At 33.9% G+C, this 16,210-nt stretch carries 14 protein-coding genes; 9 read left to right on the plus strand and 5 right to left on the minus strand.

Annotated features, from left to right (window positions below):
* Positions 1–64 precede the first annotated feature (64 nt).
* Positions 65–1,525 (plus strand): sodium:solute symporter, encoded by a 1,461-nt coding sequence (locus tag CLV33_RS14140; RefSeq protein ID WP_105474454.1) that lies wholly within the window; start codon positions 65–67, stop codon positions 1,523–1,525.
* Here the strand turns inward: CLV33_RS14140 and CLV33_RS14145 are convergent.
* Entirely contained in the window at positions 1,496–1,858 is a 363-nt protein-coding gene (locus tag CLV33_RS14145; RefSeq protein ID WP_042247842.1) for a CoA-binding protein, read from the minus strand. The genes CLV33_RS14140 and CLV33_RS14145 overlap by 30 nt on opposite strands.
* A gap of 104 nt (positions 1,859–1,962) precedes the next feature.
* On the opposite strand from CLV33_RS14145, the gene CLV33_RS14150 reads away from it, so the two are divergent.
* Positions 1,963–4,446: a TonB-dependent receptor domain-containing protein gene (locus tag CLV33_RS14150; RefSeq protein WP_105474455.1), complete on the plus strand. Its 2,484-nt coding sequence runs from the start codon at positions 1,963–1,965 to the stop codon at positions 4,444–4,446.
* A 727-nt stretch (positions 4,447–5,173) separates the two neighbouring features.
* Here CLV33_RS14150 and CLV33_RS14155 read toward each other — a convergent pair.
* Positions 5,174–6,178, minus strand: a complete 1,005-nt coding sequence (locus CLV33_RS14155) for a 3-oxoacyl-ACP synthase III family protein (RefSeq protein WP_105474456.1) — start codon at positions 6,176–6,178, stop codon at positions 5,174–5,176.
* 211 nt (positions 6,179–6,389) lie between these two features.
* Here CLV33_RS14155 and htpG point away from each other — a divergent pair, with 211 nt between their 5' ends.
* Both htpG and CLV33_RS14165 read left to right on the plus strand, forming a co-directional pair.
* Complete coding sequence (gene htpG, locus CLV33_RS14160; protein ID WP_105474457.1) at positions 6,390–8,300, plus strand: molecular chaperone HtpG; 1,911 nt, start codon at positions 6,390–6,392, stop codon at positions 8,298–8,300.
* A gap of 299 nt (positions 8,301–8,599) precedes the next feature.
* Entirely contained in the window at positions 8,600–9,754 is a 1,155-nt protein-coding gene (locus CLV33_RS14165) for an iron-containing alcohol dehydrogenase (RefSeq protein WP_105474458.1), read from the plus strand.
* A 188-nt stretch (positions 9,755–9,942) separates the two neighbouring features.
* On the opposite strand, the gene CLV33_RS14170 is transcribed toward CLV33_RS14165, so the two are convergent.
* A complete protein-coding gene (locus CLV33_RS14170) occupies positions 9,943–10,266 on the minus strand; it encodes a DUF202 domain-containing protein (protein ID WP_317045186.1) in 324 nt (107 codons plus the stop codon).
* A gap of 211 nt (positions 10,267–10,477) precedes the next feature.
* On the opposite strand from CLV33_RS14170, the gene CLV33_RS14175 reads away from it, so the two are divergent.
* Entirely contained in the window at positions 10,478–11,023 is a 546-nt protein-coding gene (locus tag CLV33_RS14175; RefSeq protein WP_105474459.1) for a DUF2911 domain-containing protein, read from the plus strand.
* Positions 11,024–11,119: 96 nt separating this feature from the next.
* On the opposite strand, the gene CLV33_RS14180 is transcribed toward CLV33_RS14175, so the two are convergent.
* Positions 11,120–11,749 (minus strand): 7-carboxy-7-deazaguanine synthase QueE, encoded by a 630-nt coding sequence (locus CLV33_RS14180; protein ID WP_211297569.1) that lies wholly within the window; start codon positions 11,747–11,749, stop codon positions 11,120–11,122.
* A gap of 111 nt (positions 11,750–11,860) precedes the next feature.
* Here CLV33_RS14180 and CLV33_RS14185 point away from each other — a divergent pair, with 111 nt between their 5' ends.
* Both CLV33_RS14185 and CLV33_RS14190 read left to right on the plus strand, forming a co-directional pair.
* Positions 11,861–12,640, plus strand: coding sequence for a hypothetical protein (locus CLV33_RS14185; protein ID WP_105474461.1), 780 nt, complete (start codon positions 11,861–11,863; stop codon positions 12,638–12,640).
* 119 nt (positions 12,641–12,759) lie between these two features.
* The gene (locus tag CLV33_RS14190; RefSeq protein ID WP_105474462.1) at positions 12,760–13,536 is read left to right on the plus strand and encodes a hypothetical protein; all 777 of its coding nucleotides are present in this window, start codon (positions 12,760–12,762) and stop codon (positions 13,534–13,536) included.
* 1 nt (position 13,537) lies between these two features.
* Here the strand turns inward: CLV33_RS14190 and CLV33_RS14195 are convergent, their stop codons facing one another.
* On the minus strand, positions 13,538–13,996 hold the full coding sequence (locus CLV33_RS14195) for a RidA family protein (protein WP_105474463.1): 459 nt from the start codon (positions 13,994–13,996) through the stop codon (positions 13,538–13,540).
* 58 nt (positions 13,997–14,054) lie between these two features.
* Between CLV33_RS14195 and CLV33_RS14200 the strand changes: the two genes are divergently transcribed.
* Together CLV33_RS14200 and CLV33_RS14205 are read left to right on the plus strand one after the other, a co-directional pair.
* Entirely contained in the window at positions 14,055–15,596 is a 1,542-nt protein-coding gene (locus tag CLV33_RS14200; RefSeq protein ID WP_105474464.1) for a helicase HerA-like domain-containing protein, read from the plus strand.
* Positions 15,597–15,633: 37 nt separating this feature from the next.
* Complete coding sequence (locus CLV33_RS14205; protein ID WP_244906439.1) at positions 15,634–16,206, plus strand: hypothetical protein; 573 nt, start codon at positions 15,634–15,636, stop codon at positions 16,204–16,206.
* Positions 16,207–16,210 lie beyond the last annotated feature (4 nt).

The following is a 16,210-nucleotide window of genomic DNA, read 5'->3' on the forward strand; positions in this document are numbered from 1 at the left end:
GATACCAAAAAAATCTTGTTTTAAATTAATAGTTGTATTTTGAAAACTTGAAACTTAACTTTTTATGAGTGCCACACAAATCTTACTGCTTGTTGCAGCTTACTTTGTTATATTAATTTTAATTTCTTATTTCACAGGAAAAGAAGACTCTAACGAAGCTTTTTTTAAAGCGAATAAATCGGCGCCTTGGTATTTGGTTGCTTTTGGAATGATAGGCGCATCACTTTCTGGGGTTACTTTTATTTCGGTCCCTGGAATGATTGGCGGGCAGCAATTTGCCTATATGCAAGGAGTATTTGGTTTTTTTGTAGGCTACATATTTATTTTAACAATTTTACTGCCATTGTATTATAGATTGAATGTAACTTCTATTTATGAATACTTAGAACAGCGCTTTGGTACCGTAAGCTATAAAACAGGGGCGTTTTTCTTTTTATTATCTAGAGTTACAGGCGCTTCGTTTAGATTATTTTTGGTTGCCCTAGCAATGCAATATATTGTTTTTGAACGCATTGGAGTACCGTTTTGGACAACCGTGGTTATTTCTATTTTACTTATATGGCTGTACACCAACCGAGGCGGTATAAAAACTATTATTTGGACAGATACTCTGCAAACCTTAGCAATGTTAACCGCTGTATTGGTGGGTATTTACTTAATAAACGAAAGATTAAATTGGTCTTTTATTGAAGCTATAAAGTCTGAAGCATTTTCACAGAAAAGTAAAATCTTCTTTTTTGATGACCCTTATGCTGCCACCTATTTTTGGAAGTATTTTATTGGAGGTATTTTTATTGCTATTGCCATGACTGGTCTGGACCAAGATATGATGCAAAAAAACTTAACATGTAAAAATAATAGAGAATCACAAAAAAACATGTTTGCCATGGCCAGCCTTTTGGTTGTGGTTAACTTTATTTTTCTATCGCTTGGAGCTTTACTATTTATTTACGCCGACAAATTTGGTTTAGATATTCCTGTTGTAGATGGAAGAACCAGAACAGATTTATTATTCCCTGAAATTGCCATGAACCAAGGGTTTGGTAATGCTCTGGCTATTACATTTATAATTGGACTAATTGCAGCGGCATATTCTAGCGCAGATAGCGCCTTAACATCGCTAACCACATCGTTTTCAGTAGATTTTTTAAATATTCACAACAAACCAAAGGAAGCCCAAAAACCTTTGCGCAAAAAAGTACACGTAGGCGTATCGCTACTGCTTATAATTGTGGTTATTATTTTTAATTACTTAGAAGGCAATGTGGTAAGCAATCTTTTTAAATTCGCAACCTTTACCTACGGCCCATTACTAGGGTTGTTCGCTTTTGGTATTTTAACAAAATACCAAATTAAAGACAACTATGCGTGGATAGTGGCACTACTTTCTATAATTATAAGTTTTGCCATTACTTCACTTCCCGAGAGTGTTATTGGAAAATATCAGTTCCATTGGGAAATTCTCCCCTTAAATGGGCTAATTACATTTTTGGGCTTAGTACTGATTCGTAGAAAGCAGCACTAAAGTACAGGCTGCTTCAAAAGCAATATTATTTTCCTTTAAAATATTATAAAATTCAGGATTTTCAGTTCCTGGATTAAAAATAACACGTTTGGGTTGTAATGAAACGATGTAGTTATAATACGCTTTTTGTCGGTTAGGGTTAAGGTATAGGGTAACAGTATGTATCGCTTTATAATCTATCAATTCAGTATCGATAGAAACACCTGAAACTTCACCCTGTTTTAATCCAAAAGCCACTGTTTCTACACGGCTTGTTACCAAACGTTTAATAGCGTAGTTAGAATATCTATTAGGTTTTAAAGATGCACCAAACACCAGAGTTTTTTTATTCATAATGTTAAAAAAATTAAAATTTTGTTAAAAACAGTAACATAATTTAGAAAGCGGCGTCTCTATGATAACTATAAACAATCATCAATCAAAACTAATCAATCCAAATGAAACATTTTATTTCATTAAGCATTCTTTTGTTTGCTTTTTTTTCGCTTTCTGCTTATGCCAACACGCCCGAACCAAACAATGCCAAAAAAGGCACCGTATTTGGAAAAGTTTTAGACGCTAAACTTAAACAACCCTTACCTTATGTAAATGTTATTATTAAAGATACTAAAGGAAAAACGCTAACTGGCGGAATTACCTTAGACGACGGTAGTTTTAAAATTGAAAAAATTGAAGAAGGCAGTGTTACCGTAAGTATACAATATATAGGCTACAAAACATTTAACAAAACTATAGTGCTTAAAAAAGGCAATTACAACGTAAATATAGGTAACATTTATCTAGAAGAAGAAGCCGAAAGTTTAGAGGCTGTTACCGTTGTTGCCGAAGTATCTACAATACAGCAAAAAGTAGATAGAAAAGTAATTACCATAGGCAAAGACCTTACCACAGCTGGCGCTACTGCCAGCGATATTATGAATAATTTACCCTCGGTAAATGTAGACCAACAAACAGGCAATATTAGCTTAAGGGGCAACGAAAATGTGCGTGTAATGGTAGATGGCAAATTAAGCAACGTACCTGTAGCGCAATTGTTAAGACAAATTCCATCTACTGCCATAAAATCTATTGAGCTTATTACCAATCCTTCGGCTAAATATAATCCCGAAGGCATGAGTGGTATTATTAATATTAAATTACACAAAAACACAAAGCTTGGGTTTAATGGTAATCTAAACGTTGGGCTTACCAAAGAGATTTTTGCAAAATTTAATAGTTCGGTTGACATGAATTACCGTAACGGAAAATTGAATTTTTATGGCAATTATGGTAACAATATTGGAAAATACGACAACTTTGGATATATAGATAGACTAGATGACGATTCGCGTCAAGATTTTATTTTTAACAACAATAACAACTCGCATTTATACAAATTTGGTGTAGATTTTTATTTAAATGATAAAAACACCATTTCAGCATTTACAAACCAAAATACATTTAGCGGCAAAGGTTTTGGCGATACATTTATTACGTTTCCAGGCTTTAACCAAAGCCAGCTGTTCCAAAATATATCCGATAATCTTTCCAGCCAATATAACATAGCCTACAAACATATTTTTAATGAAGATGAAGACGAAACATTAGATGTAGAATTTGATTTTAATGATTTTAAAAATGACGAGGTTGCAAATTTTGATTTTGTAAACTTTAGCTTTCCACCCAACTACGTAGATAATGTAAACACGCAAAGAGACCAAACCACGGTTAATGCAGATTATGTAAAACCCATTAACGAAAAAACAAAACTTGAAGTTGGTATAGAGGCACGTTTGTTTAATTCAGATATCGATTACACGTCTAGCGGACAAACTTTTGATGCTCAAGGCAACATAATACCAACACCAAGTACAGATTTTACATATAGTAGAGATATTTACTCAGCCTATGCTACTTTAGGGAAAACATTAGAAAAATGGAGCTACCAAATTGGGGCACGTTTAGAACAGGTAAGTGAAAACGCCGATGCCACACAGTTTTTTGCCAATGGCACCTCAGAGTTTATACCGTTTGAAAACGATTATTTTCAAGTATACCCCTCTGTTTTTATCAGCTATAAATCTACAGAAAAAAACACCTACCAATTTAGTGCAAGTCGTCGTGTAGACAGACCAGGTTTACAGCAAGTAAACCCAATTAGGGAATGGAGCACCCCAAGAGTGTCCTCCTTTGGAAACCCTCAACTATTGCCACAATTTACAAATTCGGTAGAGCTAAATTATACTCGTAAATTAAAAAAGGGAAGTATAACTGGCGGAGTATTCTTTAGGCTAATTGAAGACAATATTAATAGATTTGTACGTATAGACAGAACAAATATTCCTGCAGGAAACACCATTTTAACATACGACAATTTTGATAATACTACTGCATACGGCATTGAGCTATCCAGCAATTACAGCCCCACTAAATGGTGGAGCCTAAATGGTAGCTTTGATTTATATTCACAAGAACAACAAGGCGTTACAGAAACAATTGAAACAAACGACTTAGCAAATGCTACCGAAGACGATATTATAGCACAAACTGTTAAAGTAGACAACCTAGTTTGGAATTTAAGATTATTTAACAATTTTAAAGCCACTAAAAAATTAAGTTTTTCGTTATTTGCAATGTATCGTGGTGAAGAAAAAGGGGTTCAGTTTATTAGAAAACCAATGTTTATGCTAAATACTGGGATGCGTTATTCGTTTTTAGAAGAGCAACGCGCAACATTTAGTTTTAACTACAGCGACATACTTAACACCATGCAATTTGAGTTTGAAGGCGATACACCTTTTCCTAGTGTAGGACAATTTAACTGGGAAAGCAACACATGGAATATTGCATTATCATACCGATTTGGCGGAGGAAAATATAGAGCGCTTAGACGAAAACAAAGAGACGATAATACTAAAGAAGGAAGCGGAGGCTTCTTTTAAAACCATTTTAATAATCTGATAATAGTTGATGGTTAGTGTTATATTTAGATTATTAAATAGAACCCCAAAAGCTTAAACTTTTGGGGTTTGCTTTTTTGGCTAATTTGTTAAAAATGTTAAAATTAGAAATTAATTATACTAAAATTTCATCTAAAACGTTATGTGATAACCAAAAACCGTATTTAGCAATTATTTGAGTTAGTCGCTTTTAAAACAATAGATTAAAACGGTTAATGTGCCTAGGCACATTAAAACTCGGAATTAAAAAGTTTCGAGTTTTATTTTCGTATGAACTGGATGAAAATACCGAAATTAAACATATGTATTTTGCTATTATCATCTAACTGAGTAATAAGAGCTTCTCTTTTCAAAATTTGTGTTAATTGAAACTAGTTGATTAATAGCATTAAAAAAATCCGAAACTGTATTTAAATACTGGTTTCGGATTTTTGTTTTCAAACCCTTTACATGGAAGAATTTCTCAAACTTATGTTTTATAAAATTATAGCCTGTTGTATGCTTTTTTAATAAGAGAAAACAACAGTAAGTTCGATTAATTTTCAAAAAAAGCGTATAGAAAACAAACGAAAAGACTAAATTCCTATTTGCTTTTGGGTATAGCTTATAAGTGCTCTCTAATTTTAGGCATTACCCGTTTCAACGTCAAAATCTACTCAAATTTCAGAAAACCTCATTAAAAACTATTAACGAGTAATAGAGGCATAAGTTACCATTTCATAATAACGCTACCCCATGTAAAACCACTTCCAAAAGCAGCCAACACAACGGTATCGCCCTCCTTTATTTTATCTTCTTCCCATGCTTCTGTTAACGCTATAATTACAGAAGCCGCAGTGGTATTGCCGTATTTTTGTATGTTATTAAACACTTGGTCGTCTCTTAACCCAAACTTATTTTGTATAAATTGGGCAATTCGTAAATTAGCTTGATGCGGAATTAGCATATCTATATTCTCTTTCTGCAAGCCATTTTTCATCAATCCTTCCATAATAACTTCACTAAAACGCACCACGGCATGCTTAAAAACAAATGTACCATCCATATATGGAAAGTATGATAGATCCTCTTCCTTAGAGGCCAAAATTTCTGGAACCCAATGTGCTATACTTGGCCCTTTTACAATTAATTTGTCGGCATATTTACCTTCACTATGTAAATGTGTAGACAAAATTCCTTTAGAGTTATCTTCCGCTCTAGATAGTACGCATGCACCCGCACCATCTCCAAAAATAACAGTAACACCTCTTCCTCTAGTGGTTTTATCTAGCCCGTTACTATGGTATTCTGCGCCTATAACCAAAATATTTTTATACATCCCAGTTTTTATAAATTGGTCTGCAACAGCAATTGCATATACAAAGCCAGAACACTGGTTTCTTACATCTAGCGCACCTACAGTTGGCATATCTAGCATATCTTGAATTTGCACACCACAACCAGGAAAATAATAATCTGGACTTAAGGTAGCAAAGACAATAAAATCAATATCGTCTTTTGTTAACCCAGAACGCTCTATGGCAATTCTTGCAGCTTTTGCTCCCATAATTGCCGATGTATCTTCAGAGCCTTCCTTAATCCACCGGCGTTCTTTTATACCCGTGCGTTCTTGAATCCATTCATCATTGGTATCCATCATTTTAGATAGGTCGTCGTTCGTTACCACGTTATCTGGCAGGTATTTTCCAAGACCTATTATTCTAGAATTATACATATAAACTTGTTTTTGTGTAAACCAAAATACAAAATAATAGTATCAAACATCAAATTCCAAAATACTAAATTCCAAAAAACCAATTTCAAAAATTGAGAATCGTTAATCTAAAATTGCAAATCTTTAATGCCAGTTTGTCATATTTCAACACTTGGTACTTTTTTTGTCTTATGCAGAAACGAAATAATACATTGAATAAAACAGATATATCATGACAAAAGGAAATATTAATGTATCGGTAGAAAATATCTTTCCGTTAATTAAAAAATTCTTATACAGCGACCACGAAATCTTTTTACGCGAGCTAATTAGTAATGCTACTGATGCTACACTAAAGCTAAAACACTTAACTAATGTTGGCGAAGCAAAAGTTGAGTATGGCAACCCTCTAATTGAAGTTAAAATTGACAAGGATGGCAAAAAACTTCATATCATAGACCAAGGTTTAGGGATGACAGCCGAAGAGGTTGAAAAATACATTAACCAAGTAGCTTTTTCTGGTGCTGAGGAATTTTTAGATAAGTATAAAGATTCCGCCAAAGACGCTGGTATTATTGGGCATTTTGGTCTAGGTTTCTATTCGGCATTTATGGTAGCTGATAAAGTTGAAATTATCACCAAATCTTATAAAGATGAACCTGCAGCACATTGGATATGCGATGGTTCGCCTGAGTTCACTCTAGAAAAAGCAGATAAGCAAGAACGAGGTACAGAAATTATTCTACACATCTCCGAAGGTGAAGAAGAGTTTTTAGAAGAAGCTAGAATACGAGAACTACTAACTAAATACAATAAGTTTATGCCCATTCCAATTAAGTTTGGAACTAAGGAAATAAACGACCCAGAGCACGAGCCAAAAACCACAAAAGATAAAGACGGTAAGGAAACTACAGAACCTCATCGTAAAATTACCGTAGACGATATTATCAATAATCCAAATCCGGCTTGGACCAAACAACCAACAGATTTAAAGGATGAAGATTACAGTAATTTTTACAGAGAACTGTACCCAATGCAGTTTGAAGAACCATTATTCCACATTCACTTAAATGTAGATTATCCGTTCAACTTAACAGGGATTTTATATTTCCCTAAGATGTCGAACGATATGCAAATTCAGAAAGACAAAATTCAACTGTATCAAAACCAAGTTTTTGTAACCGATAATGTTGAAGGTATTGTTCCAGAGTTTTTAACAATGCTTCGTGGTGTAATTGATTCACCAGACATTCCATTAAATGTATCGCGTTCGTATTTACAAGCCGATGGTGCAGTTAAAAAGATTTCATCTTATATTACTAGAAAAGTTGCCGATAAACTAAAATCTTTATTTAACAATAACCGTGAGGATTTTGAATCTAAATGGAACGACATTAAAATTGTAATTGAATATGGTATGCTTTCAGAAGAAAAATTCTTTGAAAAAGCTGATGCCTTTGCTTTATATCCAACAGTTGACGGCAAGTATTATACCTACCAAGAACTATACGATAAAATAAAAGCGAATCAAACGGATAAAGATGATAAATTAGTAATTCTTTATGCGTCTGATAAGGATGCGCAACACAGTTATATTGAAGCTGCAAAAGCTAAAGATTACGAAGTGTTGTTATTAGATTCTCCTATTGTATCGCACCTAATACAGAAGTTAGAAACCACTAAGGAAAATATTTCATTTGCTCGTGTAGATGGTGATCATATTGACAATTTAATTAAGAAAGACGACACTAAAATTTCTAAGTTAGACGACGACCAAAAGAAAGCCTTAGATGAATTGTTGAAAGAGGTAATTCCTTCTGAAAAATTCATGGTACAACTAGAAGCTATGGATAGTAACGCAAATCCGTTTATTATCACGCAACCAGAGTTTATGCGCCGTATGAAAGAAATGCAGCAAACTGGCGGTGGCGGTATGTTTGGCATGGGTAATATGCCAGAAATGTACAACTTGGTTGTTAATACCAATTCTGATTTAGTAAGTGAAATTTTAAACACAAAAACCAAGAAGAAACAAGAGCGCTTAATTAACCAAAGTTTAGATTTGGCCCGTTTGTCTCAAGGTTTACTTAAAGGCGAAGAACTCACAAACTTTATTAAACGTAGCTATGATATGATAAAATAGTTGACACGCTGTTATGTTTCAGCAATTTATTATATATAAAACCACTTTGTGAAAACAAGGTGGTTTTTTTATTATATCATTTTTTTAACATATTACTTAAAATTATCACACCCTTACCAATAATAACCCGCTATTAATTTAAAAAACATCGCATTAAAAAAAATATTCTACACATTCTAAAAATTATAAAGGGGTAGCACTTTATGTAAAGTGATAAAAATCATAAAAAAAGAAGGAAAATTTTTAGTGTTTTGTACATATATAAATTAAATATTAAACCACCTTTTAATACTTGCAAAATGTTACAAAACAGAAGAATATACTTACCACCTTTAAGCTTAATAGGTCCAGGCGCATTAGATGATTTAGGAGAAGAACTTAAAACTCTCCCTTATAAAAAAGCACTATTTGTTACAGATAAAGTTTTAGTGCAAATAGGCGTTGCCCAAACCGTATTAGATGTTATAAAATCTGCTAATATAGAAGCTGTAGTGTTTGATGATGTACACCCAAACCCTACGGTTAAAAATGTTAACGATGGTTTAGAATTATTAAAAGAAAATAATTGCGATTTTATTATAACCCTTGGCGGCGGTTCACCACAAGATTGTGGAAAAGCCATAGGTATTCTAGCTACTAATGGTGGTGATATTGGAGACTACGAAGGCATCCATCTATCAAAACATGCTTCATTACCAATTATTGCCATAAATACTACAGCAGGAACAGCTAGTGAGGTTACCATTAACTATGTTATAACAGATGAAGAACGCCACATAAAAATGGTAATGGTAGACAAAAACTGTTTAGTACAAATTGCAGTAAACGATCCAAAACTAATGTTGGGTAAGCCTCCCGCGCTTACTGCTGCAACAGGAATGGATGCCTTAACGCATGCCATAGAAACCTATGTTACAAAGGGCGCCTTTGGATGGTCTGATGCTTTAGCTTTAGAAGCCATTAAGCTAATTTCGCAAAGTTTAGAAAAGGCAGTTGTAGATGGTCAAGACCTAGAAGCCAGAAGTAAAATGGCTTGGGGACAATTTATAGCAGGACAAGCATTCTCTAATGCTGGCTTGGGCTATGTACATTCTATGGCGCATCAACTAGGAGGCATGTACGATCTACCACACGGTGTGGCCAACGCCATTTTACTACCTCATGTTGAACAATTTAATATTCCTGCTTGTGCGCACAAACTTAAAAAAGTGGCTAGAGCCATGGGAGTTGGAGTTTTAGAAATGAGCGATACTCAAGGTGCCAATGCTGCAATTGAAGCTATAAAAGCACTATCCAAATCGGTTGGCATTCCTTCAGGTTTAAGAGAACTTGGAGTAAAAGAAGAAGATTTTGAAGAAATGGCAAAAAATGCTTTAGCAGATGTTTGTACTGATGGAAACCCAAGAGAAGTTACACTAGAAGACACCATTGCAATTTATAAAGCCGCCATGTAACGCACTTATAAACCAATTTGAGACTGGGTTTAATAAGAATGTTAATAGCACTTTTAAAAACCACTTTGTGAAAGCAAGGTGGTTTTTTAATTCAAAAAAACGATATGGTTTAATTTAGCTTCAGGCTTAGAAATAACAATAAAATTCTACATGAAAATAAAACAGCTTTACAATAAAAATAATCTGTTTTAATGGCTATTTTCAATATCTTCAGACATGTAATACAACCGTTTTAAACTTCGCTTAAGTACCGTAAATCGATAAATACCTATTAAGAAAAATATAACGCTAAATAGCAATGCAGCAAATGCTAAATATTGAAAATTAGGAACGTCTTTTAGTTGAAAAAATGCGATACTACCTAGAAGCAAATATAAGGAGGATCTTATGTATGATAAAAGTGTTCGTTCGTTTGCCAAACGTGTACGCTCTATAGCCAAATAATCCCTTAAAATAACCTTATCATCTGGTTTAAAGTCCCTTCCAAATTTTAATAATTTCAGTTTTTTCATACCTTACCTAATAATTCCCATTAAACAACCTCATCATTTGTATAAAACAATACAGCACATAAATTTAGATATAAAAACACAAACTGACTTGTTACAACCAAAAATCTATTAAAAAGTGTTGAATATTTGTAAACTTTAACAAAGAAAAACGACTTTTACCAAAACTTTAAGAATATTCTACCTTAATTTTAACCGAAATAAAAAAATAATTATGAAAAAATCATCAATCTATTCAACTATTGCCCTTGCTTTAATAATGCTACTAAGCATGAACATGAACGCTCAAAAATTTTCAGAATTAGACAAAAGCCCCATGGATGCTGCAGCATTTCCAAGAGACTATAAGGTTTCTGATAAATTAATAAAAATAGTATACAGCAGACCTATGCTAAAAGGCAGGGAACTATCTAAACTAGCCCCCAACGGTAAAGTGTGGAGAACTGGCGCTAATGAGGCAGCAGAATTAACGCTTTATACCGATATGAAATTAGGCGAAACCGATATTAAACCTGGTACTTATACCTTTTACGTAATTCCTGGAGAAAAAGAATGGACTGCAATTGTTAGTAGCGATATAAATGTTTGGGGATCTTATTTTTACAATGAACAAAATGATGTGGCACGTTTATCTGTTCCCGTAACATCTGGAGAAGAGTTTTTAGAAGCGTTTTCTATTACATTTAGCGAAGCAGAAAGTGGCGTACATATGCACTTAGGATGGGGAAACACAAGAATTGCTGTTCCTTTTAAAAAGTAAACAAAAGAAAAACTAGAGGCTGAATTCTAAGTTAAAAAGCAAATAATTCAGCCTTTTTAGAGTTTTAAATCACCTCTAATCTTAAAGACCTTACTACTAAGGAATATTCAAATATTTATGTGTTTGTAAAGACACTTTCCATTTAGGATGCTTCATCACATAATCTACAATCTCTGGGATTACCTTATCGCGCTTACTCCATTCTGGTTGTAAATACAGAATACAGTTTTTGTTAACCTTAGAAGCTTGTTCTTCTGCAAAACGAAAATCGTCTTTATTGTAAACAATAACCTTTAGCTCATCAGCTTTATCGTAAACTTCTTTAGTAGGCAGTTTCATTTTTTTTGGAGATAAACATACCCAATCCCATATGCCCGTTAATTTATAAGCCCCAGAAGTTTCTATATGTATTTGCAAGCCTTCGGCCTTAAGTTGCGATGTTAACGCCGTCATATCCCAAGTTAAAGGTTCCCCTCCAGTAATAACAATAGTATCACTGTATTTTTTGGCATTTTCAACAATTTTGGCGATTTCAGTTGGTGGGTGTAAATTGGCATTCCAACTTTCTTTTACATCACACCAATGGCAACCTACATCGCACCCACCTATTCGTACAAAATATGCAGCTGTACCCTTATGGTAGCCTTCACCCTGTATCGTGTAAAATTCTTCCATAAGCGGCAACATTAAACCCGCATCAACTAATTGCTGTATCTCTTTTTTCATAAGCATGCAAAGATACATATTTAGGTTTTTTAACTTTGTGTTTCATACTATTATTTATTAGCTTTGTGCAACCCTGTACTTGAAGTAAGCCTCCTCAAGTCTTGCTTGTAAATGAAAAAAAACGTCTTAGTGTTATTACTTTTATTGGGTAGTAACATTTTGTTATACGCACAGGTTGGCATTGGTACAACTAATCCTGACGACTCTTCTATTCTAGATGTGGAATCTACAAACAAAGGTGTTCTTGTGCCTAGATTAACCACAGCACAACGAAATGCTATTGTTGATCCCGCAACTAGTTTACTTATTTTTAACACTAGTACCCAACAATTTGAATTTAATTCCAACACACCTGCTGCCCCACTATGGACGCCCTTAAATACTAATGCTACTGTAAGCACTGATGCTAATAACATTATTAGCTCTGGAACAGACAATGGTGCATTTTTAGCACCTACAACCTATATTGGTAAATTTATTATTACTGGTACGGGTAGCCAAACCATCTCTGGACTACCTTTTCAACCATCATCCATAAAATTTTCTGCACATGCTAATGTGGAAACTTACAATATAAATGCAGACAACGGTGTTGGAAACAACAATAGTTCGTTTCAAAATGCTTTTGGCTCTATGCAAGGGTATGCCACTAATTATGGCGGTACCATACATCAACAAGTTATTTATATAGGCGGTAATGGTAATTCTATTAACGATATTTCTAGATATGCCTCTAGTGCTAGGGCCATTGGTATTAGGTATGCGAACCAAAATGGAGACAATTTAGGGTTAACAGCTGCTGAAGTAACTAGTTTTAATGCCGATGGCTTTACTATAAATGTAACCAACCGAACAGAAAATATTGTGGTAGTTTTTGAAGCGCATAGATAATATCTATACATTTATAAGTTTTTATATTATGTATTTCGTCTATTTTTTTGGTATTTCATCGATTTTTATATATGTTTGCGATAAATCAAAACTAATAAACGTCTCTCAAACCTCTCAAAATGAAAAAAATAACCTACTCACTGTTGGTGTTTTTTATTAGTATAAATTGTTATTGTCAAGTTGGTATTGGCACAACTAATCCAGATGACTCTTCTATTCTAGATGTGGAATCTACAAACAAAGGTGTTCTTGTGCCTAGGTTAACCACAGCACAACGAAATGCTATTGTTAATCCCGCAACTAGTTTACTTATTTTTAATACTACTACCCAACAGTTTGAATTTAATTCGAATAATCCTACCACACCTGTATGGAATTCTATAAACGATAATCCTACCGTAAGTACTGATGCTAATAACATTATTAGTTCTGGAACAGACAATGGTGCATTTTTAGCATCTACAACCTACATTGGTAAATTTATTATTACAGGTACAGGTAGTCAAACCATCTCTGGACTACCTTTTCAACCATCATCCATAAAATTTTCTGCACATGCTAATGTGGAAACTTACAATATAAATGCCGACAACGGTGTTGGTAATAATAACAACACATTTCAAAACGCTTTTGGCTCTATGCAAGGGTATGCCACTAATTATGGTGGTACCATACATCAACAAGTTATTTATATAGGCGGTAGCGGTAACTCTATTAACGACATTTCTAGATATGCCTCTAGTGCTAGGGCTATAGGTATTAGGTATTCTAATCAAAATGGAGACAATTTGGGGTTAACGGCTGCTGAAGTAACTAGTTTTAATACCGATGGCTTTACTATAAATGTAACCAACCGAACAGAAAATATTGTGGTTATTTTTGAAGCGCATAGATAATTTAATTTGCAACTGTGCCCTTAACAGCAATTACATCGATTTCTACACTCGCATTCGCAGCTAACTTTTCGGCTGCAAATGTTGTTCTTGCAGGTTTTTTTGTAAAGTATTGAGTATAAACTTCATTAAAAGACTCAAATTCATTTATATCATTTAATATAACTGTACATTTCACAACGTTTTCCAACCCAGAATCATGATGTTGTAATATTGCCTGGATATTTTCAATTGTTTGTTTTGTCTCTGCTTTAATACCACCCTCCACTAAAATTCCAGTATTATGATTTTTACCAATCTGCCCTGATAAAAAGAGTAAATTATTTGTTTCAACAACCTCGCTAAAGGGTATATTCTGCCTTTGTGGTTCATGAGACTTATGAAATATAACTGTATTTTTATGTTCTTCGCAAGACGAGCATAAAAGTGTTATAATAATTGCGAATAATATTGTGCTTTTCATATCAATATTCAATTTTCTAGTTGATTAAAATTACACTATTTTTATCAAAACTTTGATGATGAGTAGAACTGAAGACTTTTCTAAAATTATAACGGAGAGTAATACATTTAAAGGAGATGCCATAACACTAGGTGCCGCTATGCTAGATGGCAAAACTATTACAGGAGCACATGTAAAAATTCCTTTAAAAACCATGAACCGCCACGGTTTAATTGCTGGAGCAACGGGAACAGGCAAAACCAAGTCTTTACAAGTATTGGCCGAAAATTTAAGCGAAAAAGGCATTCCTGTTTTGTTAATGGACATAAAAGGAGACTTAAGCGGGTTAGCTCAACCTAGTCCTGGACACCCAAAGATTGATGAGCGACATGAAAAAATTGGCTTACCCTTTAATGCATCTTCATTTCCTGTTGAAGTTTTAACATTGTCTGAGCAAAATGGTGTTAGGCTAAGGGCAACAGTTAGCGAGTTTGGACCAGTATTACTTTCTAGAATTCTAGATTTAACCGAAACGCAATCTGGTATCGTTGCTGTAATTTTTAAATACTGCGATGACAATAAATTACCATTACTAGATTTAAAAGATTTTAAAAAAATATTACAATACGCTACCCAAGAAGGAAAAGATGAATTTACAGAATCTTACGGGCGTATCTCAACAGCTTCTACTGGTGCTATACTTAGAAAAATAATAGAATTAGAACAGCAAGGTGCCGATTTATTTTTTGGAGAAACCTCTTTTGAAGTTGATGATTTATTACGTGTTGATGACAATGGCAGAGGCTACATTAATATAATTAGGCTTACCGACATACAAGATAAACCAAAATTATTTTCAACTTTTATGTTGAGTTTGTTAGCTGAAATATATTCTACATTTCCAGAACAAGGCGATAGTGGCAGACCAGAATTGGTAATGTTTATAGATGAAGCACATTTAATATTTAACGAAGCATCAAAAGCACTTTTAAATCAAATAGAAAGTATTGTTAAACTCATAAGAAGTAAAGGTGTAGGCTTGTATTTTGTTACACAAAACCCAACCGATGTCCCCGAAGAAGTTTTAGGGCAATTAGGCTTAAAAGTACAACACGCCTTAAGAGTATTTACTGCTAAAGACAGAAAAGCTATTAAATTAACTGCGCAGAACTATCCAGATTCTGAATATTATGACACCACAGAAGTTTTAACTTCCTTAGGTATCGGGGAAGCCCTAGTTTCTGCTCTAGACGAAAAAGGTCGCCCAACACCTTTGGCAGCAACCATGATGCGTGCACCCATGAGTAGAATGGATGTATTAACCGATATTGAACTTGCAGCATTACTTTCTAAATCTAAATTAGCTAAAAAGTACAACGAAACCATAGATAGGGAAAGTGCTTATGAGTTATTAAACGAAAAAATTAAAAAAGCTGAGGCCGAAGAGGCTAAGGAAAAAGCAAGACAAGAAAAGGAAGCGCTTAAAAAAGCAGAATCTAAAAGAAAAACTACAACTACACGACGCAAAAGTACACGCATGCATCCTGTGGTAAAAGTACTAACCAGTGCTACATTTATTAGAAGTGTTTTTGGCATTCTAACCAAAGTTATGCGTAAATAACAATTTAAACTTATACCCAAACTTAATTATAATTACCATGAGTAAAACAATCATGAATAAAACTATTATATATTCGTTAGTAACTACGTTATGTTTTTGTGTGGCTTGCAGCAAACCACAAGATCCGTTCGAAATTTCAAAACAACATGTTGGCTTGTTAACCGATTCTACCCAAGTTAAAGATTTAAAACTAATTTTTAGCAACGATTCTATTGTAAGACATATTGGGGGTGATGAGTTTACAGGAAACAAAAATAATATTGAAATTCTAGATAAATCTGGAAAAAAACTGTTGGTTCTAGAACCTTCGGAAGCTTTAGACTCTACTTCGGTAATACAATCTGTTCAAATTATAGATGAACGTTACAAAACCGATAAGAATATCTCAAAATTGAGTACCTTTAAGGATATTGATAATAATTACAAAATTTCGCGAATTGATAATTTAATCAATTCCATTGTAGTAACTGTAAAAAGTCTCAATGCAAGTTTTACGATAGACAAAAAAGAACTACCCTCTAACCTGCGCCTAGACATGGATTTACAAATTGAAGCTACACACATACCCGATAACGCAAAAATTAAGTACTTTTTTATTAACTGGCACTAAAATT

The sequence above is a fragment of the Jejuia pallidilutea genome, assembly GCF_002973595.1.
In the GTDB taxonomy this organism is placed as follows: Bacteria; Bacteroidota; Bacteroidia; order Flavobacteriales; family Flavobacteriaceae; genus Jejuia; species Jejuia pallidilutea.